Genomic DNA, 22043 nt, shown 5'->3' with positions numbered 1-22043 from the left:
AGGGGCACCGCCGACCACCGCCATCCACCGCCGGCCGCCGTCGGGGCCCAGCCCAGCTCGGCCCAGCTCGGCCCGGCCCAGCTCGGCCCAGCCCGGCTCGGGCCGCAGGGCGCCTCAGCGTGGCCGCATTCCGTCGAAGACCACCTCGAAGATCCGCTCCCGGGGCGCCGGATCCGCTCCCAGCTGCTCCAGGGCCCTGCCGGTGCCGGCCAGGAGGGCGACGGACTCCGCCAGCCCCAGCTCCGGCCGGACCGCCCCGGCCCGCTGCGCCCCGGCCAGCAGATCGCCCAGCCGGGCCTGGATCTCCACGGTCGGCCCCCGCAGGGACGCGTGGACGTCCACACCGGCCGCGGCGAGCGCCCCGGCGAGCTCGTTCTTCCCCTCGGACTGCTCCACCAGCAGGCGGAAGCAGGCGAAGAAGGCTTCGGCGGGATCCGCCTCCGCGGCCAACCGTGCGGTCCGGGCGGCCATTTCCTCCAGCCTGCGCACCATCACCGCCTCCAGCAGCGCCTCCTTGGTGGGGAAGTGCCTGAAGAGCGTGCCGACCCCGACCCCCGCGATCCGGGCGATCTCCTCGGTCGGCACGCCTACCCCGCGTGTGGTGAACACCTCCGTCGCCACGTCCAGCAGCCTGGCCCGGTTACGGGCCGCGTCCGCCCGCAGCGGGCGTTCCTGCGCGCCGGCCATCCCTCTTCCACCCTTCGCCGTCGTCGGCGGCATCCCGAGACCCTGGACAACCGGAGTGCTCAGTCCGTATCGTGAAAACGGAGTTGCCAGTCCGATTGTAGCCGCGGATCCCACCGGAGGTTCGTCATGCCCGAAGCACTGTCACCGCGCGAGGTCTTCCAGAAGCTGATCGAGGGCATCGGGGCGGGGCGGTACACGGAGCTCGCCGAGCTCTATGCCGAGGACGCCGTCGTGGAGACCGTCTTCGCGCCGGTCGGACCGCGCCGGTTCGTGGGGCGGGCCGTGCTCGGGGAGCGGTTCGCCCAGGTCGCCGCGAGTTCGCCCGTGGAACTGACCCCGGCGAACGTGGTCGTGCGGGAGACCGACGACGCGGAGGTGGTCGTCGCCGAGTTCGACTACCACGTGCTTCACCGCGACACCGGGCGGACCTTCGAGGCCGCCAACATCCAGGTGCTGCGGGTCCGTGACGGCCTGATCGTCAGCAGCCGCGACTACCACGACCACCTCGCCCTCGCCGTGGCCGGCGGCGACCTGCCCGCGCTGGTGGCGGCCCTGCAAGACGAGTAGCGCGTACCGGCCGGAGATCCGGGGGGCCGCCGCACCCGGTGCGGCGTACGCTCGTGATCGGGCCCGTCGCCGTCCGCCGCCAACGGCCGCGCGGCGAACCGGGTCCGGACCGGGCGGGACGGGACCGCGGGAGGACGTGTGACCGCACTCGGTGACTCGATCGGGATCGACGGCGCGACCGTGCTGGTCCTGGGACAGGAACTCGCTGTCGAGCGTGGGCAGCCGGACGTCGCCAACGCCCTCGTCCACCGGACCGGCGACACCCTGGTGCTCGTGGACACCGGTGTCACGGACGCCTTCCGCGCGGCACTGCGCGAGGCCGCCGACCGCGTCGGACCCTGGTCGCGGGCGCTGGTGCTCACCACGCACGGCCATCCGGACCACATCGGCAACAACGACCTGGCCGATGAACTGGGTGTCCCGGTCGAACACTTCGTGCCGGCCCGGGACCTCGACCAGATGCGGGACCCGGCGGCGTACTGGGCGCGGGCCTTCGAGCGCATCGCCGCACCGGAGCCGGGCCCGGCGCCCGCGGAGGCCGCCGAACAGCTGCTCTCGCTCTTCCGGCCGCTCCGGCCCTTCGGCGCGACGACCCGGACCTACGAGGAGCGGCCGCTGGAGCGGATCCGCATCGGCTCGCTCCGGTTCACCGGCTGGACCTTCGCCGACGGCGCGGTCCGCGTGCTGCGCAGCCAGGGCCACTGCGCGGGGCACGTGATCGTGCACCTGAGGGACTGCGGTGTCCTGCACCTCTCCGACGAGGGCAACGGACCCTGCGGTGCGATGGCCGACGCCGACCAGCTCAAGATCCAGACCGTGCTCGGCGCGGTCGCCCTCCTCTTCGAGGAGGGACGAGCCGCACTCCTCACCGACGGGCACACCTTCACCGTGCGCCGCGGCGCCGAGGTGGTGTCCTACCTGGACGGGCTCCTGGAGCAGGCCACCGCCCTGCAGGAGGCGGCCCTCGGGCTGACCGGGGAGAGCGGGCGCGCCAGGCCCGGTGCGTTCACCGCCCGGTACGCGCAGAGCGCCGCCGAACTCGGCGTCAGCGGCGCCAACCCGAACGCGATGTTCACCGCGCTGATGGCGGTGAACCAGCTCCGGGAGCTCGGGCTGCGGCCGGAGTCCGGCGACCCCGACGCGCCCTGGTCCCGGCCCCGGCCCCGGCTCCACGACCCCGCCCCACCCGACGGCTGAACCCCGCCCGGTCCTCGCACGATTGAGCCGCCCCGCCCGGATCCGCGGTCAGTCGATGCCTTCGACGATGCGGAAGTCGCGCTCGTCGGGGAGGGCCACCAGCGCCTTCTGGTACGCCTCGCTCTCGTATGCCGCGACGGCCCGTTCAAAGCTGTCGAACTCGACCAGTACGACGCGTTGCGTGATTCCGGCCTCGTGGGCGACGACTCGACCGCCACGGGACAGGACGCGCCCGCCCCCGGCCTGGACGGCCGGGCGGGCCAGCTCGTCGTAGGCGGCCAGCCCCTCAGGGTCGGAAATGGCGGGGTAGACACTGACCCAGTAGCCCTTGGCCATGGAAACCTCCTGTGTTCGGCCGGACACGATCCCGGCATGCGCAGGTTAGGGCTTGACGTGCGGGCGAGGGAAAGACCGGTACGGGATAGAGTCAGAACGGATCGTTATCAATCGGCGGGGAGGGCGCGTGGCGCCGGACACGGTGAGCCTGCGGTACTTCCTGGTGCTGGCACAGGAGTTGAACTTCACCCGCGCGGCCGCACGGATCGGTATCGCACAGCCCGCACTCAGCGCCCGGATGCGCCGATTGGAGGCGGAACTCGGTACGGCCCTGCTGATCCGCGACACGCGCAACGTCGTATTGACCACGGCCGGCGCGGCTTTGGCGGAGTCCGCGCCACCCGCGCTGGCGGCGCTGGACCGGGCGTGGGACACCGCCCGGAGCGCGGCGGCCGGTGAACTGGGCACGCTGCGCATCGGATACAGCCTCAGCACCGGGGCCGAGACGACACCGGCCCTGGTGGACGGACTGATGCGCGACAACAGCCGACTCGAGGTCGGCGCGGTCCCGATGGCGACACCGGAGATCTCCCCCGCGGTCGCCGACGGCCGCATCGATGCCGGGATCACCCGCGGTGAACAACCGGGCCGTGGCGTGCGCCGGTTCCTGCTGCGGCGTCAGCGCATCGGGGTCCAGCTGGCACAGCACCATCCACTGGCCGAACACCCGGAGATCGAGATCGCCGACGCGGCCGCGCATCCGCTGCGACTCCCGGACCGTGCGGCCAACCCCGTGATCCACGATCAGCTGTCCGCACTGTTCCGGGACATCCGGCCACACCCCCGATTCCACACACCCGCGGTCTCTTTCGACATGTCTCAGCGAGACCTGCGCGACGGCGTCACCCTCGCCCCGGCCGGAGAAGCCGCGGCCACGGTACAGCCGGCCGGTCTCACCTGGCGGCCGCTGCGGGGCGCGCCCAGCCTGACCATCCACCTGGTCCTCCCGCGCGAGCAGTCGCCACTGCACCGCCGCATCCGTGCCGTAGCCAAAACCCTGGCGCACGAGCTGCACTGGCTGCCGGACTGACGCGCGAGAGGGGGTCCGGCCGGCCGACGGTCCGCCACAGGAGGGCTCCACCTCCCGGACCGTGAAAGGGGAGACGGCCTAACGGCGTGCGCGCTGGGACTCGACCATCCGGCGCACGGTGCCGTCGACGTCCGCCCGCGCCTGCATCCGCTCGGCGAACCCGGGGAACTGGCCGGCGATGGCGCTCAGCAGCCGCAGCTCCAGCGGCGCCACGTTGACCTCGCAGAGGTCACGGCGGACGGCCCGTACGACGCCGTCGGCGACCTGGCCGGGCGTGACGGTCCTGATGCCGTTCGGCGTCGTGGCACCGGTGTCCGCGAACATCCCCGCGTCCCGGACGAAACCGGGCTGGACCAGGGACACCCCCACCCCCGTGCCCCGGAGCTCCTGGCGCAGGGCGAGGGCGAATCCGCGCAGCCCGAACTTGGTCGCGTTGTACAACGAGGTGGACCTCGTCGCCGCCTTGCCGGAGATGGATCCGACCAGCACGATGTGGCCGCGGCCGCGGGCGACCATGTGCTCCGCGAGCAACCGGGACAGCAGGAGGGGCGCACGCAGGTTCACGTCGAGGGCGCGGTCGAGCTGCTCCTCGGTGTAGTCGAGGAGTTCGCCGCTGGCGGGCAGCGCGGCGTTCGCGACGAGGACGTCCGCCTCGGTGCAGGCTCCGGCGAGGCGGACGACATCGGACCGGACGGCGAGGTCGGCGACGACGGCGCGTGCGCCGCAGGCTTCCGCCGTGGCCTTGAGGGCCTCCGGCCGCCGCCCGGTGACGGTGAGGCGGGCCCCCTGCGCGGTCAGGCGCGCGGCCAGGGTGGAGCCGATGCCCCCGGTGGCCCCGGTGAGCAGAACGTTCGATCCGGAAAGGTCCACGACGACTCCTGTGTGACGTCCTTCTACTGTTCGTTCGAACGAACAGTAGGGACCACTCCGTACGGTGTCCACACCCGTCCGCCCCCAACTCCCTCCTCCCGCAGGGGCGTCCGGGCAGGACGATGGGGCAGAATGCCGACATGCCCCACGCCTCCGACACCCGCCAGAGCATCGTCGACGCCGTACTGCGGATCATCGGGCAGGACGGCATCGCGGCCGTCACCAACCGGCGGATCGCCAAGGAGGCCGGAGTCTCCCTCGGTTCCGTCACCTACCACTTCGCCACCCAGCACGAGCTCCTGCGCGAGAGCCTGCTGCACTTCGTGGCCGAGGAGACCCGGCACTTCACTGCCCTGGCGGACGCCTGCGCCGACGAGCCCTTCGACATCGGGCAGGCGGCCGAGGCGGTGGCGAGGGTCGCCGGCGGCAACGCCTTCGACAGCCGCCACATCGCGCCCTTCGAGCTGTACGTCCAGGCAGGCCGCGACGAGCGGCTGCGCACCGCCGCGGCCGACTGCTTCGCCGCCTACGACCTGCTGGCCACCCGGATCCTGACCCAGCTCGCAGTGCCCGACCCCGAGCGCCTGGCGGGCGTGGCCGTCGCCCTGGTCTTCGGGCAGCAGCTGCGTCGCCTGGCCACCGGCGCCCCCGCGGAGGACCTCGTCGACACCCTGCTGATCCTGACGAAGCTCACCCCGTCGCGTATTCGGTAGGCCTCGGCGGCGGGCGATCCGAGCGCCGAGAACGCGTCTGAGTGTGCGATATGCACGATGTGCCCCATATCTCCCCATGGGGGCGGGAAGTGACTCCCGTCACTTCCCGTGACCGATGGGACATGCCTCCGCAGGACCGGGGCAGGCGGGCCCGAGCATCGCCGTCGCGGGCAGTCCGCGGCGCCGGAATCGGAGGTACAGCGCGTCGTGTCCGAGCAGAGCACCATCCACATCGCCGGGACCTGGCGTTCCGCGGTATCAGGAGCCACCCGAGAGGTCCTCGACCCGGCCGACGGCACGGTCCTCGCCGTCGTCGCCGAGGCGGGCGCCGCGGACACCGACGCGGCCGTCGGCGCGGCCCGCGCCGCCTTCGACAGCGGACAGTGGCCACGGACCCCCGTCCCGGAGCGGGCCGCACTGCTGCGCCGCACCGCCGACCTGCTCCACCGCGACCGCGACCGCCTCGGCCTGCTGGAGAGCCTCGACGCGGGCAAGACCCTGGAAGAGGGCCGTGCGGACGTGGACTGCGTCGCCGCCGCCTTCCGCTACTTCGCGGACCTCGTCGCCGGCGAGAGCGCGGGACGCGTCGTGGACGCCGGGACCCCCGACGTCCACAGCGTCGTCGTCCACGAGCCGGTCGGGGTCTGCGCCCTGATCACCCCCTGGAACTACCCGCTCCTGCAGGCCTCCTGGAAGATCGCCCCCGCCCTCGCCGCCGGCAACACCTTCGTGCTCAAGCCCAGCGAGATCACCCCGCTGTCCACCGCGGCCCTCATCGGCCTGCTGGTGGAGGCCGGTCTGCCGGCCGGTGTCGCCAACCTGGTCACCGGCCCCGGCGACCCCGTCGGCGCGCGGCTCGCCGCCCACCCCGACGTCGACCTCGTCTCCTTCACCGGCGGGCTCACCAGCGGTACGAAGGTGATGCGCGCGGCCGCCGACTCCGTCAAGAAGGTCGCCCTCGAACTCGGCGGCAAGAACCCCAACGTGGTCTTCGCCGACGCCTGCGCCACCGAGGAAGGCTTCGACACCGCCGTCGACCAGGCCCTCAACGCCGCCTTCATGCACAGCGGCCAGGTCTGCTCCGCCGGCTCCCGCCTGATCGTCGAGGAGGGCGTCGCCGAGCGCTTCGTCGCCGAACTCGCCCGCCGGGCCGACCGGATCCGCATCGGCCGCGGCACCGACCCGGGCGTGGAGTGCGGACCGCTGGTCTCGGCCGCCCAGCGCGAGCGCACCGAGGAGTACGTGGCCTCCGCCCTCGCCGAGGGCGCCGTGCTCCGCGCGGGCGGACACCGCCCCGACGGGCCCGGCTGGTTCTACCGGCCGACCGTGCTGGACGGCTGCCACCGCGGGATGCGCGTCGTACGGGAGGAGGTCTTCGGGCCGGTGCTGACCGTCGAGACCTTCCGTACCGAGGCGGAGGCCGTCGCGCTGGCCAACGACACGGAGTACGGGCTCGCCGGCGCGGTGTGGACCTCCGACGCGGGCCGGGGCCGCCGCGTGGCGGGCCGGCTGCGCCACGGCACCGTCTGGATCAACGACTTCCACCCCTACCTCCCGCAGGCCGAGTGGGGCGGCTTCGGCAAGTCCGGCACCGGCCGCGAACTGGGCCCCTCGGGCCTGGCCGAGTACCGCGAGACCAAGCACGTGTACCAGAACCTCGCCCCCCGCCCCGTGCGCTGGTTCGCGGGCTGAAGGAGGAACAGAGCCATGAACACCCCCGCGCCCACCCCCACCCCCACGCACGCCCCCGCGGAGCAGGAGTACGACTACGTCGTCGTCGGCGGCGGCACCGCCGGCTCGGTGATCGCCTCCCGCCTGACCGAGGACCCCGACGTCACCGTCGCCGTCATCGAGGGCGGCCCCAGCGACGTCGACCGCCCCGAAGTGCTCACCCTGCGCCGCTGGATGGGGCTCCTCGGTGGAGAGCTCGACTACGACTACCCCACCACCGAGCAGCCCCGCGGCAACTCGCACATCCGCCACAGCCGCGCCCGCGTCCTCGGCGGCTGCTCCTCCCACAACACCCTCATCGCCTTCAAGCCGCTCCCGTCCGACTGGGACGAGTGGGAACGCGCGGGAGCCGAGGGCTGGCACGCCGCCGCCATGGACCCGTACTTCGACAAGCTCCTGAACAACATCGTCCCGGTGGCCGAGAAGGACCGCAACGCCATCGCGCGCGACTTCGTCGACTCCGCGCAGACCGCCCTGGGCGTCCCGCGCGTCGAGGGGTTCAACGAGAAGCCCTTCCACGAGGGCGCCGGCTTCTTCGACCTCGCCTACCACCCGGAGGACAACAAGCGCTCCTCCGCGTCGGTGGCCTACCTCCACCCCGTGATGGACGAACGCCCCAACCTCCGGATCCTCCTGGAGACCTGGGCGCACCGCCTCGAACTCGACGGCACCCGCGCGCGGGGCGTCCACGTACGGGCCGAGGACGGGACGCGGTCGCTGGTCACCGCCCGCCGCGAGGTACTGGTGTGCGCCGGGGCCGTCGACACCCCGCGGCTGCTGCTGCACTCGGGCATCGGCCCGCGCGCCGACCTGGAAGCCCTCGGCATCCCGCCGCTGCACGACCTGCCCGGAGTGGGGGAGAACCTGCTCGACCACCCCGAATCGGTGATCGTCTGGGAGACCGACGGCCCGATACCCGAGAACTCCGCGATGGACAGCGACGCCGGGCTGTTCGTCCGGCGCGACCCCGACTCCGCCGGGCCCGACCTGATGTTCCACTTCTACCAGGTCCCCTTCACCGACAATCCCGAGCGCATCGGCTACGAACGCCCCGCGCACGGGGTGTCGATGACCCCGAACATCCCCAAGCCCCGCAGCCGCGGCCGCCTCTACCTGACCAGCGCCGACCCCGAGGTCAAACCGGCCCTGGACTTCCGCTACTTCACCGACGAGGACGACTACGACGGCCGGACCCTGGTGGACGGCATCAAGCTCGCCCGCGAGATCGCCGCGACCCGGCCGCTGGCCGACTGGCTGGGGCGCGAGGTGTGCCCCGGCCCGGAGATCACCGGCGACGAGGAGCTGAGCGCCTATGCCCGCTCCGTCGCGCACACCGTCTACCACCCCGCCGGAACCTGCCGGATGGGCGCCGCCGACGACCCCGGCGCCGTGGTGGGCCCGGACCTGAAGATCCGCGGACTCGAAGGCATCCGCATCGCGGACGCCTCCGTCTTCCCGACGATGCCCGCGGTCAACCCGATGATCGGAGTGCTCATGGTCGGCGAGAAGGCGGCCGAACTGCTGGCCCGGGAAGGCGGCACCCGATGAACACCACCCCCGGAGCCACATCCCCCGCCACCAGCCCCTCGGCACCCCCCGTCTTCGCCGTGGACGGCCTCTGGAAGGTCTTCGGCCCAGCGAAGGCGGCCGCCCGGGTCCCCGGATCCGCCGACGCCACCGGCCTGTCCGCCGCCGAACTGCGCGAGCGCACCGGCTGCACCGCCGCCGTCCGCGACGTCACCTTCGACGTCCGCAAGGGCGAGGTCTTCGTCGTGATGGGCCTGTCCGGCTCCGGCAAGTCCACCCTCGTACGCTGCCTCACCCGGCTCATCGAACCCACCGCCGGAAGCCTTTCCATCGACGGCGAGGACGTCCTCGCCATGGACCCCGCCCGGCTGCGGGCACTGCGCCGCCACCGCGCCGCCATGGTCTTCCAGCACTTCGGCCTCCTCCCGCACCGCAACGTCCTGGACAACGTCGCCTACGGACTGGAGATCCAGGGCGTCGGCCGCGGTGACCGCCGGGACAAGGCCGCCCAACTCGTCGCCAAGGTCGGCCTCGAAGGACTGGAGGAGCGCCGCCCCGGCCAGCTCTCCGGAGGCCAGCAGCAGCGCGTCGGCCTGGCCCGTGCCCTGGCCGCCGACCCCGAGGTCCTGCTGTTCGACGAGCCGTTCAGCGCGCTCGACCCCCTCATCCGCAGGGAGATGCAGGAGGAGGTCGCCCGGCTCCACCACGAGGAGGGCCGCACCATGGTCTTCATCACCCACGACCTCGCCGAGGCCCTGCGCCTGGGCGACCGGATCGCGCTGATGCGCGACGGCCGCATCGTGCAGCTCGGCACGCCCGAGGAGATCGTCGGCTCGCCCGCCGACGACTACGTACGGGACTTCGTCCGCGACGTCCCCCGCGAACAGGTGCTCACCGTCCGCAGCGCGATGCGCCCCGCGGCCGCGGGCGAGGCCGAGCAGGGGCCGGCCCTGGCCCCCGCCACCACCGTGGTCGAGGCCATCCAGGCCGTCGCCCGCAGCGGCGGCCCGGCCCGTGTCGTCGACCACGGCCGCTGCCTGGGCGTGGTCGACGACGCCGGGCTGCTCGCCGTCGTGGCCGGACTTCCGGCCGGCACCGGACGGGGGGTGGCGGCATGACCCGCCCGGCCCTTCCCGCGGCCCCCGCCCCCGGCATCCGGAGGCGGTGCGCATGAGCCCGACCCCGACCCACACCCCGACCCACACCCCGACCCGCGCCGCCGGCCCCTCGCAGGCCCCGCAGTCCCTCGAACGGTCCGCCGGCCCGAGTTCCGCCGCCGCGTCCGCTCCCCAGGACCAACCCCGCAGACCCCTGGCCGCCCTCGCCGCGCGCCGCGCGTTCCTCGTCCCGATGGGCGTCGCCGTCGCCCTGCTGATCCCGCTCGCCGTGGCCTTCCCGGGCGCTGGCAGCTGGCCCGCGGCCCTCACGGCCGACCTGTCCGGCCCGCTCGGCCGCGCCGGCGACTGGATCATCGACCACCGCGACAGCCACCCCCTCTTCCTCTACTTCTTCGGCCACATCAGCAACGCCGTCGTGGTGTCCGTGCGCGCCGTGTACGTCCTGCTGCTCGCCGCCGGCTGGACCGGGGTCACCGCCCTGGCCGCCCTCGTCGCCTGGCGCCTGGCGGGCACCCGCCTCGCCCTGACCTGCGCCGCCGCCTTCGTCGCCTGCGGCCTGCTCGGCATGTGGGTGCCGACCATGCAGACCCTCGCGCTGATGGCCGTCGCCGTCGCGGCCTCCGTCGTACTGGGCGCCCTGCTCGGCCTCGCCGCGGGGCTCTCCCCGCGCGCCGACCGCCTCCTGCGTCCCGTACTCGACACCATGCAGATCCTGCCGGCCTTCGCGTACCTGCTGCCGATGGTGCTCGTCTTCGGCATCGGCGTGCCCGCCGCGGTCCTCGCCACCGTCGTCTACGCCGCGCCCCCCATGGCCCGCCTCACCGCCCTCGGCCTGCGCGACGCCGACGCGGGCGTCCTGGAAGCGGCCGCCTCGCTCGGCGCGACCGGACGCCAGCGGCTGCTGACCGCCCGCCTCCCGCTCGCGCGCCGACAGCTCCTGCTCGGCGTCAACCAGGCCATCATGACGGGCCTGTCCATGGCCGTCATCGCCTCCGTGATCGGCGCGGGCGGCCTCGGCGACCGCGTCTACCAGGCCCTCGCCTCCGTGGACGTCGGCGCGGCCCTGGCCGCGGGCATCCCGATCGTGCTGCTCGCCGTCGTACTGGACCGCACCGCCGACGCCGCGGGCCGCCGGATCGGCGCCACCCCCGTGCCCGTCCGCGAACAGCACCTGCTGCGGCGGGTGTTCTCCGGCTGGTACGGCCGGCTCCTCACCTTCCTCGTGGCGGTGGCCGCCGCCGTGGCGGGCCGTGTCGCCGGAAGCACCCTGTGGCCCGACTCCTGGACCGTCCCCCTCGCCGACCCGGTGAACTCGGCCGTCGCCTGGATGACCGGCCACCTCTACTCGGGCGTCCCCGTCGTCGGCGGCACCGCCGACTGGGCCGCCCGCTTCACCGGCTGGATCCTCGACCCGCTGCGCTCCGGACTCCAGGCCGCACCCTGGTGGCTGCTCCTCCTGCTGGCCTGCGCGCTCGCCCTCCTCGCGGGCACCTGGCGCACCGCTCTCACCGCCGTCCTCGCCCTGGGCGCCATCGGAGTGCTCGGAGTGTGGGAAGCCTCCCTGGACACCCTCTCCCAGGTCCTGGCCGCCGTCGCGGTCACCCTCGTGCTCGGCTTCGCGATCGCCGTGGGCGCCGCCCGCAGCGCCCGGGCGGAGCGGCTGCTGCGGCCCGTCCTCGACGTGTGCCAGACCCTCCCGCAGTTCGTCTACCTCATCCCCGTGGTCGCCCTGTTCGGCGTCGGCCGCGCACCGGCCGCCGCGGCCGCCGTGGTGTACGCGCTGCCGGCCGTCGTACGGATCACCGCGCAGGGCCTGCGCGAGGTGGACCCGGCCGTCGTGGAATCCGTCCGCTCGCTCGGCGCGACCCGTGCACAGCTGCTACTCCAGGTCCAACTGCCGCTCGCGCGCCCGGCGTTGCTCCTGGCCGTCAACCAGGCCGTGGTCCTCGTCCTCGCCGTCGTCATCATCGGCGGCCTGGTCGGCGGTGGCGCGCTCGGCTACGACGTCGTCCTCGGCCTCGCCCAGGGCGACCTCGCCACCGGCCTGGTGGCCGGCGCCGCGATCGTCTGCCTCGGCCTGCTGCTCGACCGCCTCACCCAGCCCGCGAAGGAGGCCTGACATGCGCGGCACACACCCCCGGCGCCCCCTCGGCCGCCACGGCGCGGCCCTGCTCGCCGCCACGACCGCCCTCGCCGCCCTCACCGGCTGCGGCGCGGCCGACATGACCCGTCAGTCCTCCCCGTACGCCGCGGCGCGGGGCGCGAAGACCGTCACCCTCTCCGTCCAGTCGTGGGTCGGCGCCCAGTCGAACACGGCCGTCGCCGCCTACCTCCTCGAACACGAGCTGGGTTACCGGGTGGACACCGTCCAGGTCGACGAGGTCCCCGCCTGGGACGCCCTCAGCCAGGGCCGCGTCGACGCGATCCTGGAGGACTGGGGCCACCCCGAGCAGGAGAAGCGGTACGTCGAGGGGAAGAAGACCATCACCCCCGGCGGGGACCTCGGGGTGACGGGCCACATCGGCTGGTTCGTCCCCACCTACTTCGCCGAGGCCCATCCCGACGTCACCGACTGGAAGAACCTCGACAAGTACGCCGATCAACTGCGCACCTCGGAGAGCCGCGGCAAGGGCCAGCTGATGGACGGCTCCCCGTCCTACGTCACGAACGACAAGGCCCTGGTGAAGAACCTCGGACTCGACTTCGAAGTCGTCTTCGCCGGCTCCGAGGCCGCGCAGATCACCCAGATCAAGCAGTTCGCGAAGGAACATAAACCCTTCCTGACGTACTGGTACGAGCCCCAGTGGCTCTTCGAACGCGTCCCGATGACCGAGGTGAAACTCCCCGAGTACACCGAAGGCTGCGCCGACGACCCGCAGAAGGTGGCCTGCGCCTACCCGCACACACCGCTGCGGAAGTACCTGAACACGCGCTTCGCGGACTCGGGCGGCAAGGCGGCCGACTTCCTGAAGAAGTTCCACTGGACCAAGGAACAGCAGAACGAGGTGTCACTGATGATCGCCGAGGAGAAGCTCTCGCCCCAGCAGGCGGCGAAGAGGTGGGTGGAGCGCAACGAGGACGTCTGGAAGCCCTGGCTGACCTGACGTCCACGCACCCCACCGCCCGGCGGCCCGCCGACGGAGGGGCACCCGCCGCCGTACGGGCCGTCAGACGGGCGGCCGCGACGGGGTGTCCAGGCCGTCCAGCAGCCTTCGGAAGGGCCGCCGCAGAGCCACCGCCACCGGCTGCCGCACCGCGGCCGCGTACGCGGCGAAGGCGCTCCGGGCGGCTGCGACCTCCGTCCGGGCGCTGCCCCCGGCCAGGGCCTCGTCCACGGCCCGGACCGTGGCGGCGGCCAGGCCGGGCAGCTCGCGGCGGGCCCGCGCGACATCGGCGGCGAGGTCTTCCCGGCCGGCGAACGCCGCCACCTCCTGCGCCAGGGCCTCCACCCCGGCACACAGGTCGCGGGCCAGGAGCAGTCGCCGCGCGAGGCCGCGGATCTCCTCGCGGTCGCGTCGGCGCAGCGGATTGAACCTCAGGGCCCGTTCGGCGTCACGCGCCTCGTCCCCGGCCCGGCGCACCGCCCGGGTCTCACGGAGCACGAGGTCCAGGTTGTCCCCGGCGGCGGCCGGGCCGGTCCCCAGCACCTGCATGGTTCCGTCCAGTGCGCGGGTGAGCCGCAGCCGGCACTCCCGTAGCGAGACGGTCATCGCCCGGCGGGGACTCGGCGGCCACAGCAGCGGGGCGAGGAGCACCGTGACCGCGGCCCCGGCCGCCGTCTCCCACATCCGGTCCAGGGCGTAGGCGTCGGGGCTGGGGTTGGCCAGGACGAGCAGGGAGGACGCGGCGATCTGGACGTTGAGCGAGGCACCGGCGCGCAACACCATCCCCAGGGCCAGGCCGAGCGAGACCACCAGGGCCAGCGCCGCGGTGGAGGGGCGCAGCCACTGCAGCACGACGATGCCCAGGAACACGCCCGCGACCACACCACCGACCCGCTCCAGCGATGTGCTGAAGGCCGCCGCCGGATCACTGCGCAGCGCGACCAGCGGCACGACCGCGGCGAACACCGGGGGCTGGTCGGCGCCGAGCCACAGGGCGGTCTGCCATGCGGCGACCACCGTGACGGCGATCCGGGCCGCCGTCGGCCCCTCGGAGGCCACCCTCCGGCGGACCCGCCCCCATACCTCTGCACTCATCCGTTCACCGATCCGCGGTCCGGAGCGCAAGCCTTACCGGACGCGTGCGGCGGCGCATGGGAGGCGCCACCAGGGGTCCCCCGAACGCGGCCACACCGCGAGCCAGTCCGCGGAGCGGCGGAGCACCGGCCGGGTCCGCGGCCGGTTCAGGTGCCGAGCGGGTGGCCGGTGGTCGCGTCCACGTGGTCGGGGACCTCCTCGTGCCGGTCGCCCACGGTCGGCGTCCCGGTGGGCTCGAACAGCAGGATGGCCGCGCCGGACGGAGCGTGCGGTTTGTGCTCCGTACCGCGCGGCACGGTGAAGACCGACCCCCGCGGGAGCAGGACCGTACGCTCCCCGGTGGACTCGCGCAGGGAGATGCGCAGCTCCCCCTCCAGGACCAGGAAGAACTCGTCGGTGTCTTCGTGGACGTGCCAGACGTGCTCGCCCCCGACCTTGGCGATGCGGACGTCGTAGTCGTTGACCCGCGTGACGATGCGGGGGCTCCACAGGGCCTCGAAGGAGGCCAGAGCCGTGCTGAGGGAAATGGGTTCGTTGCTCACGGGTTCATCCTGGGTTGTTCCGCACGGCCGGTGTGAGTGCTAGGAATCGCACATGGCGAAAGAATCCTTGCACCGGGTCGTCGTGATCGTGGACGAGAACTCGAACCCCTTCGAGCTCAGCTGCGCGATCGAGGTCTTCGGCCTGCGCAGACCCGAGCTCGGCCGTGACCTCTACGACTTCCGCCTCTGCTCTCCCGGGCCCCGCACCCTGATGCGGGACGGGTTCTTCACCCTCACCGGAGTCGCCGGCCTGGAAGCGGCCGACGAGGCCGACACCCTGATCGTCCCCAACCGCCCCGACGTCGAGGTGCCCCGCCGGCCCGCCGTGCTCGACGCCGTACGAAGGGCGCACGCGCGCGGTGCGCGCCTGATCGGCTTCTGCAGCGGAGCCTTCACCCTGGCCGAGGCCGGAGTCCTCGACGGGCGCCGGGCCACCGCGCACTGGCAGTGGGCCGATTCCTTCCGCGACCGCTTCCCCTCCGTCCACCTCGAACCGGACGTGCTGTTCGTGGACGACGGCGACATCCTCACCGCCGCCGGGAGCTCGGCCGCCCTCGACCTCGGGCTGCACGTGGTCCGCCGCGACCACGGCGCGGAGGTCGCCAACTCCGTGAGCCGGCGACTGGTCTTCGCTGCCCACCGCGACGGCGGGCAGCGCCAGTTCGTGGAGCGCCCCGTCCCCGACCTGCCGGACGAGTCCCTGGCGCCGGTCCTGGCCTGGGCCCAGGAGCGGCTCGACGCGGCGCTGACCGTGTCCGACCTCGCGGCGCGTGCGGCGGTCAGTCCGGCGACCCTGCACCGCCGCTTCCGGGCCCAACTGGGGACGACGCCCCTGTCGTGGCTCACGGGGGAACGGTTCGCCCTCGCATGCCGGTTGATCGAGCGGGGCGAGTCGCGCTTCGAGGTGGTGGCGCGGCGCAGCGGGCTCGGCACCGCCGCCAATCTGCGCGCCCTGATGCGCCGCGAGACCGGCGTCGCCCCGTCGGTGTACCGGCGCCGGTTCGGGGCCGGGGCGGAGTGACGGACGGACGGGCGGCCCGGTCGCCGCGCCGGACGGGGGAGCGGCCGGAGCCGGGGCGGTCCACCGCCGGTGGGGCGAGGGGGACGGTGGTGGCGCCCTCACCGCGGGCGGATGCCCTCGGCGGGCAGGTCCGCGTGTTCCTTGAGGTGGGGGTCGGCAGCGAGGGCCCGCGCGTACCAGGCGCCGTAGCGGGCGCCCAGCAGTGGGGCGGTGGCGCCGTGCAGGCAGATGCTCAGCGCCACCGTCAGCGCCACCGCGCCCTCGAGGACCCGGCCGCCGGGGAGGTGCGCCTCGGCCGCGATCAGGCCGAACACGATCGAAGCGAGGCCGCGCGGGCCGAACCACCCGATGTACGCGAAGGTCGCGGGGCGCAGCCCCGTTCCCAGCAGGGCCACGGCGACCGGGAGCATCCGGATCGCGGTGAGACTGAGTACGGCGTAGACGGGGATCTGCCAGGTCATGTGGCCCAGGGCCGGTCCGAGGATGGCCGCGCCGAAGGCCAGGAAGCTCAACGAGGCGAGCAGCACGCCGAGCCGCTCCGCGAAGTCGGTCGCACCCGCCGGGGGATCGGAGGCGGCGTCGCCCGCGAGGGTGGATGAGCGCAGGACGTTCCCGAAGGCCAGTCCGGCGACCCAGACGGCGATGAACCCGCTGCCCTCGACCTCCACGGCCAAGGGGTAGGCGACGACGGGAACGGCCAGTGATGCCAGCTGGCGCCACCCCTGGGCGGTCCACGTGCGCGCGGCCGACCAGCGCAGGAGCCGCGCGACGGTCCAGCCGACGGCCAACCCGATCGCCGAACTCAGCAGCAGGGCACGCAGGAACGTCTCACCGATGCCCTGTCCGCCCTGCCCGCCGCCCGCCGCCGTCAGCGCGAGGAGGAAGAACGGCAGGGCCAGGCCGTCGTTGAGCCCCGACTCGACGTCCAGACCGTGTCGCACGAGAGCGGGCACCCTGCGGTCCGAGACGGCCTGCTGGCCCAGTGCCGCATCGGTGGGACCGAGGACGACGGCCACGACCGCCAGTTCCCACACCCCCAGGCCCGGCAGCAGCGGCCACGCCACCAGCCAGCCCAGTGCGAACGTCAGCGGCAGCCCGACGGCCAGCAGCCGCAGCGGCACGAACAGTTCCCTGCGCAGCTCCGCCCTGCGAATGGCCGCCGCACCCGTGAACAGCACCACCGCCAGCGCGCCCTCCAGGAGCGCCCTGACGGACTCCGGGTCCGTCGCCTCGTCGACGAGGCCCAGCCCCAGGGGGCCGATGCCCAGGCCGGCGACCATGAACACCAGGGGGCCGGACACCACCGTGGTGGACAGCCGCCCGGACAGCGCCGCGTAGCAGGCGATCACCGCGCCCGCCGCCATCCATGCCCACGGGCTCACGGTTCTTCCTCCCGACACGAACGACACCGGCGAAACACGTCCCGGTGCCATCTTCCGCCGACGGCCCCCCGAGCGGCGGCAGGGCCCGCCGCGATTTGGCGCGCGCCGCGGCGGCGCGCGGGCGCGCCGGACCCCTCACACCGTTTTGATGCCACCGCCCTCGACGTGGTGGTCGGCGCCGGTCACGCTGGCCGCGCGGTCCGAGACGAGGAAGGCGACGACGGAGGCGACCTCGTCGGGCTCGACCATGCGGCCGGTGGTCATGCCCATCGCCGTCGGCACCCCGGACACGAAATCGCGGTGCCCGACGCCGTTCGCCTCGGCTAGGCGGGCGCCGAAACCGTCGGCGTCCTCCCACATGCCGGTTCGCGTCGGCCCCGGGGAGACCGTGTTCACGCGTACGCCCCTGGACCGAACTCCTCGGACAGCGCCTTGCCGAAGGCGTTGAGGCCCGCCTTCGCGACGCCGTACTCGATGGGACCCGTGCCCGGCATGCGGGCGCTCATCGACGAGATGTTCACCACCGAACCCCGGCGCTCCAGGATGCTCGGCAGCAGCCGTCGGGTGACGCGTACCGTCCCGAACAGGTTGACCTCGAAGCTTTGTGCCCACAGGGCGTCGTCCGTGGCCCGCCGTCGATCTCGCCGGCCCGCTGGCCCTCCTCGACGGTCGCCCGGAACGCGCTCTCCGTCCGCGCGAACATCATGCGTACGGTGTCGGCCGTCCCGGCGTCCGAGGGGGCGGACTCGGCGGCGGTGTTGACCGCCATGCATCCGCGTCGGTCAGGGTCGCCCAGGTCGAGTGCGACCAGTGCCTCCAGCGCGCCCCGCAGCCGGTCCTTCGCCGGGCCGGGGTGGTCGAGGAGCGCCTCCAGCCATGCGGCCTGCGAGTCCCGGTAGCGCGCGAGGGCCCGTTCGAACAGGGCGTGCTTGCTGCCGAAGGCGTTGTAGAGGCTGCCCTTGCCGATGCCGATCTCGTCCACGAGGTCCTGGGGCGTCGTCGCCGCGTACCCCTTGCGCCAGAACACGCCCATCGCGCGCTCCACCGCCACGTCCGGATCGAACTGCTTCGGCCTGCCCATGACGCCCACCGCACCAGTGTTTTTGACCTTGAGGTCAAATAACTGTCGATGCTCCGGCGCACCGGGCCGCCCCGCCGGCTGGGCCATCCGGGAGGCCCGCCGGACCCGCCCGGCACGGCACCCGGGCCCGCGGCTCCGCGGGGAGGAGGCTGGTGTTCCCGACCACGCAGGAGGGGTCTGTGAACGAGCCCGGCTCCCGAGGGACCCGAGCGCCGGCATCCGGCCGGGCGGGCCGTGAAGCCGCCGGGCCGGCCGGGGTCGTGGGCATCGGACTCGCCGTCGTACTGTCGTTCGCGCTCGCCCAGGGTTCCTGGCAGTGGTTCGCCACGTTCATCGGCGTGACGCTCCTGGCGGTGATCCTCGCCTTCCAGGGGCGGCCGCCGTGGACGCCCGGCATCAGGACCGGGTACGCGCGCAATCTGGTCGCGTACTCGCTGCTCGTCGGTCTGTGCGTGGCGCTCGCGCTGGCCCCCATGCTCCAGCGCTGGGCCTGGCTGTTCCCCATGTCGGGCACGCGCGGCGGTTGCCTGGAGATGGGCAGGTACCAAGCCCTCCTGACGGAGGCCGCGCTGGCGGACCTGGCCGGCCGCGACGGCGCCGCTCTGGCCTATGCCCAGGCGAACCAGAGCGGAAAGGCCGTCGCCGACTGCCTGGCGGCCACGACGACCCTGTGGCTACCCCTCTACGGCGCCGCGGCGGCGGTGCTGGTCGGGGCCGTCGCATGGTTCCGCGACCGGGCCCGCGCGCGGCAGGACCCCCAGCCCGGCTCCGTCCCGACGGGGCCGCCGGCCACGGGGGCCCTGCGGGACGGCGCGACCTAGTCCGAAACGCCCACGTCCGTCGGCTGACGCGCTCGCGGTGGCCGGACGCCGGTGATCAGAGCGAAGCCCCGTCGGCCGGCGAAGGTACGGCGTACGGACGCAGGACCATCAGGGAGTCCTCCGGGGTCGCCACCATGGCGAAGGGGAAGCGGTCGAGGTCGAGACAGAGCGCGACGTCGTCCGGATGGACTCCCAGACGCACACCCCCGGCCAGTTCGGCGGCGGCGCGCGACTCGCCGGCGCGGCGGAGGAACCCGGCCGGATCCGTCCCGGACCCGGTGGCCCGCCCGGCGATGTACTGGGCGCACGCCAGGTCCTCGTCGGCCTTCCCGTCCTCGCCGGTGACCACGAACGTCACACCACCGTCGCACCCGCGTGTCCGCAGGAGCCGGGCCGTCGCCTCCGCCACCACGAAGGCGGCGCACAGCACCAGCGACGCGTCCTTGACCGCGAGGGCGCCGACCGTCCCCGCCGTGGTCTTCTGCACCACGGTCCGTCCGCCCAGGTCGACGGAGCGCAGCAGGCCCGGCGAGTTGACCAGGTCGAACCCGGGCGCGGCCGGGCCGTCCTTGAGCGCCACCCAGTCCGGGTGACGGGCCTTGAGGGCCAGGGCGTCGTCCAGGGACTCCGCCAGGACTATCTTCTCCGCCCCCCGGGCGAAGGCCCAGGCGGCGACGGTGTAGGCGCGCATGACGTCGATCACGACCGCCACGGAAGGGGTTTCGACCAGATCGGGGATCCCGAGGAAGCGAGTGTCCATGCCGCTCATGATCGTCCACGTCCGCCGGCGGTGGTGCGCCGCGGGCCGGCCCACGGTGTGGGCCGGCCCGGGTGTCAGGTCAGGTTCGTCGCCGAGGACGCGATCGGGGTACCGCGAGCCGTGTCTCAGGCCGTTGCGGATGCCGGGGCCTCGGCGGCCGCGGTCTCCGGGGCGGTGGCGGGGTGGGGGATGCGGTGCAGCCCCCTGCGGTCGTAGAGGCGGGTGACGGTGAAGCCGAAGGCCAGCGCGGCGACCAGGGCGATGCCCATGGAGGCCCACGCGCGGGTCAGGCCCGCGTCGGCCTGGGCGCCGTAGTACAGGATGGCGCGCATGCCCTCGGTGATCTGGCGCAGCGGCTCGAACGCGGAGAGGGCGTGGAAGAACCCGGGCAGCGCCTGGAGCGGCACGGTCGCGCCGGAGGAGGGGACGGCCATCGCGACGAAGACGATGGTGGCCAGCAGCATGCCGGGGGTGCCGAAGGCGGCGAAGAGGGCCAGGCTGCCGATGCCGACGACGGCGATGGTGGCGACGGAGTAGAGCCACAGCAGGCCGAGGTGGGAGGCGTCCATGTCGAGGATCCCGACGGTGGCGACCTCGACCAGGGTGCCCATGACGAGCGACATGCCGAGCATGAGCGCCATGCCGACGGCCAGGGTGCGGACGCGGCTGGTGTGCTGGACGGGCTCGCGCTTGCGGACCGGGCCGTAGTCGGTGTGCAGGTAGCCGAGCGCGGTGTCGACCTGGGAGTTGACCAGGTTGGCGCCGAGCATGCCGCAGACGACCAGGACCAGTGCGTAGTAGAAGGCACTCAGCCCCATGGCGCTGCGGGAACCGACGGGGTGGCCGTCGGCGACGGTGACGGTCACCGGGTCGGCCAGCTTCAGCTGGGCGGCCGTCGGGAGCGGGGTCTTCTGGGCCGCGGCCTGCTTGAGGAGTTCCTGGCCGATCTGGGCGGAGGCCGCGTGGGCGGCCTTCTGCGCGGCCTGGGAGGACATGGAGGAGCCGATGCTGCCGGCCGACTGGTTGGTCAGCACGGTCAGGGTCGGCGGGGCGGCCTTGCCCTGGGGTGCGGGCTGCGGGGAGGTGAGCGCGGCCACCGTGGCGGAGAAGTCCTTGGGTATGACGAGGGCGCCGAAGACCTTGCCCCGGCCGAGCCGCTTGTCGGCCTCCTCGCGGCTGACGACCTGCCAGTCGAAGCTCTTGTCGCCCTCGGCGGCCTTCTGGATCCCCGAGACGACCTGGTCTCCCAGGTTGACGTGGCGGCCGCCCGCGTCGGCGCCGCTGTCGGCGTTGACCAGCGCCACGGGCAGGTCGCGCAGGTTGCCCTTGGGGTTGACGTTGCCGCCCACGTAGAGCAGGGCGAACAGCATCGAGACCACGGCGGCGATGAGTCCCGTCACGATCCACAGCCGAGGTCTGCGGAGAACGGAGGGGGGCGTGGGTTGAGACATCGATTCTCCGGTGCGGTGCGGCAGGGTTCCTGAGACTGGATACTTGAAGTATCCAGTCACTGGATAGTGGCAGTATCTTGTTGTGGTGTCCAATCGCCGATGACGCGCACCGGACGGGGACCGCATGACCGGCAGGGAGGCCGTATGAAGATCTCGGAGCTCAGCCGGCGGACCGGCGTGCCGGTCGCCAGCATCAAGTACTTCCTGCGGCAGGGGCTGCTGCCCGCAGGGCGGGCGACCGCCGCGACCCTCGCCGAGTACGGGGAGGAGCACGCCCAGCGACTGCGTCTGATCAAGGCGCTGACCACGCTCGGCGGCCTCTCCATCGCCGCCACCCGTGACGTGCTCGGGGCCGTCGACCAGGCCCACACCTCCGAGGGTGCGCTCGGAGCGGTCAGCTACGCCCTGCCGGTGCCGGTGGCGGCCCAGAGCGCCGAGGCCGACGAGGCGGAGGCCGAGGCCGCGGCGACCGCCGAGGCCGAGGTGTCGGAGCTGCTGGCGGCCCTGGACTGGCGGGCACCGGACACGTCGCCGCACGTCGAGGGGCTCGCGGTGGCGCTGAAGGAGCTGCGGCGGCTGGACGCGCAGTACGCCCCGGGCGAGCTCGCCGCCTACGCGAGGCTGGCCGAGTCGGTGGCCCGGCTGGACCTGGAGCGGGCGGCGGGCCTCGACGACACGGTGGCGCTGGCGGAGCGGGCGGTCATCGTCTTCGCGATCTGCGCCCCGGTGTTCGAGCTGCTACGGCGTCTCGCCCAGGAGGACCAGGTCCGGCGCCGGGTCGCGGCCGACGGAACGGCCTTCCGCACGGGCCGGGGGCCCGCGGCCCCGGAGTCACCGGAGGGTTCCTCGCCCACTACTTCGGGTCGGCGTTGAACTTCGCGGTCGCCCAGAGGTAGCCGAGGGCGGTGAGGCCCGCGCACCAGGTGACGGCGAGCCAGCCGTTGTTGCCGATCTCGGTGCCGAGGAGGAGGCCGCGGAGGGTTTCGATGGCGGGGGTGAAGGGCTGGTAC

Annotated in this window: 21 protein-coding genes and 2 pseudogenes; 12 read left to right on the top strand and 11 right to left on the bottom strand. The window is 73.5% G+C overall.

Annotated features, from left to right (window positions below):
• Positions 1–114: 114 nt before the first annotated feature.
• Complete coding sequence (locus ABZW32_RS34170) at positions 115–687, bottom strand: helix-turn-helix domain-containing protein (RefSeq protein WP_356223728.1); 573 nt, start codon at positions 685–687, stop codon at positions 115–117.
• A 126-nt stretch (positions 688–813) separates the two neighbouring features.
• Between ABZW32_RS34170 and ABZW32_RS34165 the strand changes: the two genes are divergently transcribed.
• Together ABZW32_RS34165 and ABZW32_RS34160 are read left to right on the top strand one after the other, a co-directional pair.
• Positions 814–1254, top strand: coding sequence for a nuclear transport factor 2 family protein (locus ABZW32_RS34165; protein WP_356223726.1), 441 nt, complete (start codon positions 814–816; stop codon positions 1252–1254).
• Between the two features lie 138 nt (positions 1255–1392).
• Complete coding sequence (locus tag ABZW32_RS34160) at positions 1393–2451, top strand: MBL fold metallo-hydrolase (RefSeq protein WP_356223723.1); 1059 nt, start codon at positions 1393–1395, stop codon at positions 2449–2451.
• 48 nt (positions 2452–2499) lie between these two features.
• Here ABZW32_RS34160 and ABZW32_RS34155 read toward each other — a convergent pair whose 3' ends face one another.
• On the bottom strand, positions 2500–2787 hold the full coding sequence (locus ABZW32_RS34155) for a DUF1330 domain-containing protein (protein ID WP_356223720.1): 288 nt from the start codon (positions 2785–2787) through the stop codon (positions 2500–2502).
• 127 nt (positions 2788–2914) lie between these two features.
• Here ABZW32_RS34155 and ABZW32_RS34150 point away from each other — a divergent pair, with 127 nt between their 5' ends.
• Positions 2915–3817: a LysR family transcriptional regulator gene (locus tag ABZW32_RS34150; protein ID WP_356223717.1), complete on the top strand. Its 903-nt coding sequence runs from the start codon at positions 2915–2917 to the stop codon at positions 3815–3817.
• A 78-nt stretch (positions 3818–3895) separates the two neighbouring features.
• Here ABZW32_RS34150 and ABZW32_RS34145 read toward each other — a convergent pair whose 3' ends face one another.
• Entirely contained in the window at positions 3896–4687 is a 792-nt protein-coding gene (locus ABZW32_RS34145) for an SDR family oxidoreductase (protein ID WP_356223714.1), read from the bottom strand.
• Between the two features lie 140 nt (positions 4688–4827).
• Here ABZW32_RS34145 and ABZW32_RS34140 point away from each other — a divergent pair, with 140 nt between their 5' ends.
• The 6 genes from ABZW32_RS34140 to ABZW32_RS34115 all read left to right on the top strand — a co-directional run bounded on the left by ABZW32_RS34140 (position 4828) and on the right by ABZW32_RS34115 (position 12880).
• Positions 4828–5400: a TetR family transcriptional regulator gene (locus ABZW32_RS34140; protein WP_356223712.1), complete on the top strand. Its 573-nt coding sequence runs from the start codon at positions 4828–4830 to the stop codon at positions 5398–5400.
• 207 nt (positions 5401–5607) lie between these two features.
• Positions 5608–7092 carry an aldehyde dehydrogenase family protein gene (locus ABZW32_RS34135; protein WP_356223709.1) on the top strand — a complete coding sequence of 495 codons (1485 nt, stop codon included), beginning with the start codon at positions 5608–5610 and terminating at the stop codon, positions 7090–7092.
• Between the two features lie 15 nt (positions 7093–7107).
• Positions 7108–8679: a GMC oxidoreductase gene (locus tag ABZW32_RS34130; protein ID WP_356223707.1), complete on the top strand. Its 1572-nt coding sequence runs from the start codon at positions 7108–7110 to the stop codon at positions 8677–8679.
• A complete protein-coding gene (locus ABZW32_RS34125; RefSeq protein WP_356223705.1) occupies positions 8676–9776 on the top strand; it encodes a glycine betaine/L-proline ABC transporter ATP-binding protein in 1101 nt (366 codons plus the stop codon). Before ABZW32_RS34130 ends, ABZW32_RS34125 begins: the two co-directional genes overlap by 4 nt.
• Positions 9777–9828: 52 nt before the next feature.
• Complete coding sequence (locus ABZW32_RS34120; RefSeq protein ID WP_356223703.1) at positions 9829–11895, top strand: ABC transporter permease subunit; 2067 nt, start codon at positions 9829–9831, stop codon at positions 11893–11895.
• Positions 11896–11998: 103 nt separating this feature from the next.
• A complete protein-coding gene (locus ABZW32_RS34115) occupies positions 11999–12880 on the top strand; it encodes an ABC transporter substrate-binding protein (protein ID WP_356223730.1) in 882 nt (293 codons plus the stop codon).
• 63 nt (positions 12881–12943) lie between these two features.
• On the opposite strand, the gene ABZW32_RS34110 is transcribed toward ABZW32_RS34115, so the two are convergent.
• Positions 12944–13975: an FUSC family protein gene (locus ABZW32_RS34110; protein ID WP_356223700.1), complete on the bottom strand. Its 1032-nt coding sequence runs from the start codon at positions 13973–13975 to the stop codon at positions 12944–12946.
• A 146-nt stretch (positions 13976–14121) separates the two neighbouring features.
• On the bottom strand, positions 14122–14517 hold the full coding sequence (locus ABZW32_RS34105) for a cupin domain-containing protein (protein ID WP_356223698.1): 396 nt from the start codon (positions 14515–14517) through the stop codon (positions 14122–14124).
• A 52-nt stretch (positions 14518–14569) separates the two neighbouring features.
• Here ABZW32_RS34105 and ABZW32_RS34100 point away from each other — a divergent pair, with 52 nt between their 5' ends.
• The gene (locus tag ABZW32_RS34100; RefSeq protein WP_356223695.1) at positions 14570–15538 is read left to right on the top strand and encodes a helix-turn-helix domain-containing protein; all 969 of its coding nucleotides are present in this window, start codon (positions 14570–14572) and stop codon (positions 15536–15538) included.
• Between the two features lie 98 nt (positions 15539–15636).
• Here the strand turns inward: ABZW32_RS34100 and ABZW32_RS34095 are convergent, their stop codons facing one another.
• The 3 genes and pseudogenes from ABZW32_RS34095 to ABZW32_RS34085 form a co-directional block, all read right to left on the bottom strand.
• Positions 15637–16920 (bottom strand): cation:proton antiporter, encoded by a 1284-nt coding sequence (locus tag ABZW32_RS34095; protein ID WP_356223693.1) that lies wholly within the window; start codon positions 16918–16920, stop codon positions 15637–15639.
• Positions 16921–17055: 135 nt separating this feature from the next.
• Positions 17056–17507: pseudogene (locus ABZW32_RS34090) on the bottom strand (SDR family oxidoreductase).
• Entirely contained in the window at positions 17438–18001 is a 564-nt protein-coding gene (locus ABZW32_RS34085) for a TetR/AcrR family transcriptional regulator (RefSeq protein ID WP_356223690.1), read from the bottom strand. The pseudogene ABZW32_RS34090 and the gene ABZW32_RS34085 overlap by 70 nt, the downstream one beginning before the upstream one ends.
• Positions 18002–18180: 179 nt before the next feature.
• Between ABZW32_RS34085 and ABZW32_RS34080 the strand changes: the two genes are divergently transcribed.
• Positions 18181–18822 carry a hypothetical protein gene (locus ABZW32_RS34080; RefSeq protein WP_356223688.1) on the top strand — a complete coding sequence of 214 codons (642 nt, stop codon included), beginning with the start codon at positions 18181–18183 and terminating at the stop codon, positions 18820–18822.
• Between the two features lie 55 nt (positions 18823–18877).
• Here the strand turns inward: ABZW32_RS34080 and ABZW32_RS34075 are convergent, their stop codons facing one another.
• Both ABZW32_RS34075 and ABZW32_RS34070 read right to left on the bottom strand, forming a co-directional pair.
• Complete coding sequence (locus ABZW32_RS34075; RefSeq protein ID WP_356223685.1) at positions 18878–19582, bottom strand: 2-phosphosulfolactate phosphatase; 705 nt, start codon at positions 19580–19582, stop codon at positions 18878–18880.
• A gap of 125 nt (positions 19583–19707) precedes the next feature.
• A complete protein-coding gene (locus ABZW32_RS34070; protein WP_356223682.1) occupies positions 19708–21033 on the bottom strand; it encodes a YhgE/Pip family protein in 1326 nt (441 codons plus the stop codon).
• Between the two features lie 144 nt (positions 21034–21177).
• Here ABZW32_RS34070 and ABZW32_RS34065 point away from each other — a divergent pair, with 144 nt between their 5' ends.
• A complete protein-coding gene (locus ABZW32_RS34065) occupies positions 21178–21906 on the top strand; it encodes a MerR family transcriptional regulator (protein WP_356223679.1) in 729 nt (242 codons plus the stop codon).
• On the opposite strand, the pseudogene ABZW32_RS34060 reads toward ABZW32_RS34065, so the two are convergent.
• Positions 21887–22043 (bottom strand): annotated as a pseudogene (locus ABZW32_RS34060) (ABC transporter permease); the annotation flags it as partial. The gene ABZW32_RS34065 and the pseudogene ABZW32_RS34060 overlap by 20 nt on opposite strands.

It is taken from the genome of Streptomyces sp. NPDC004667 (genome assembly GCF_040609475.1).
In the GTDB taxonomy this organism is placed as follows: domain Bacteria; phylum Actinomycetota; class Actinomycetes; order Streptomycetales; family Streptomycetaceae; genus Streptomyces.
This window is presented reverse-complemented; position numbering and strand designations above follow the sequence as displayed.

What these genes read in the sequence shown, in the direction of transcription:
- ABZW32_RS34170 (WP_356223728.1), bottom strand. Translation starts at nt 687, where the DNA reads ATGGCCGGCGCGCAGGAACGCCCGCTGCGGGCGGACGCGGCCCGTAAC.
- ABZW32_RS34165 (WP_356223726.1), top strand. Translation starts at nt 814, where the DNA reads ATGCCCGAAGCACTGTCACCGCGCGAGGTCTTCCAGAAGCTGATCGAG.
- ABZW32_RS34155 (WP_356223720.1), bottom strand. Translation starts at nt 2,787, where the DNA reads ATGGCCAAGGGCTACTGGGTCAGTGTCTACCCCGCCATTTCCGACCCT.
- ABZW32_RS34140 (WP_356223712.1), top strand. Translation starts at nt 4,828, where the DNA reads ATGCCCCACGCCTCCGACACCCGCCAGAGCATCGTCGACGCCGTACTG.
- ABZW32_RS34130 (WP_356223707.1), top strand. Translation starts at nt 7,108, where the DNA reads ATGAACACCCCCGCGCCCACCCCCACCCCCACGCACGCCCCCGCGGAG.
- ABZW32_RS34125 (WP_356223705.1), top strand. Translation starts at nt 8,676, where the DNA reads ATGAACACCACCCCCGGAGCCACATCCCCCGCCACCAGCCCCTCGGCA.
- ABZW32_RS34120 (WP_356223703.1), top strand. Translation starts at nt 9,829, where the DNA reads ATGAGCCCGACCCCGACCCACACCCCGACCCACACCCCGACCCGCGCC.
- ABZW32_RS34115 (WP_356223730.1), top strand. Translation starts at nt 11,999, where the DNA reads ATGACCCGTCAGTCCTCCCCGTACGCCGCGGCGCGGGGCGCGAAGACC.
- ABZW32_RS34110 (WP_356223700.1), bottom strand. Translation starts at nt 13,975, where the DNA reads ATGAGTGCAGAGGTATGGGGGCGGGTCCGCCGGAGGGTGGCCTCCGAG.
- ABZW32_RS34100 (WP_356223695.1), top strand. Translation starts at nt 14,570, where the DNA reads ATGGCGAAAGAATCCTTGCACCGGGTCGTCGTGATCGTGGACGAGAAC.
- ABZW32_RS34085 (WP_356223690.1), bottom strand. Translation starts at nt 18,001, where the DNA reads ATGGGCAGGCCGAAGCAGTTCGATCCGGACGTGGCGGTGGAGCGCGCG.
- ABZW32_RS34075 (WP_356223685.1), bottom strand. Translation starts at nt 19,582, where the DNA reads ATGGACACTCGCTTCCTCGGGATCCCCGATCTGGTCGAAACCCCTTCC.
- ABZW32_RS34070 (WP_356223682.1), bottom strand. Translation starts at nt 21,033, where the DNA reads ATGTCTCAACCCACGCCCCCCTCCGTTCTCCGCAGACCTCGGCTGTGG.
- ABZW32_RS34065 (WP_356223679.1), top strand. Translation starts at nt 21,178, where the DNA reads ATGAAGATCTCGGAGCTCAGCCGGCGGACCGGCGTGCCGGTCGCCAGC.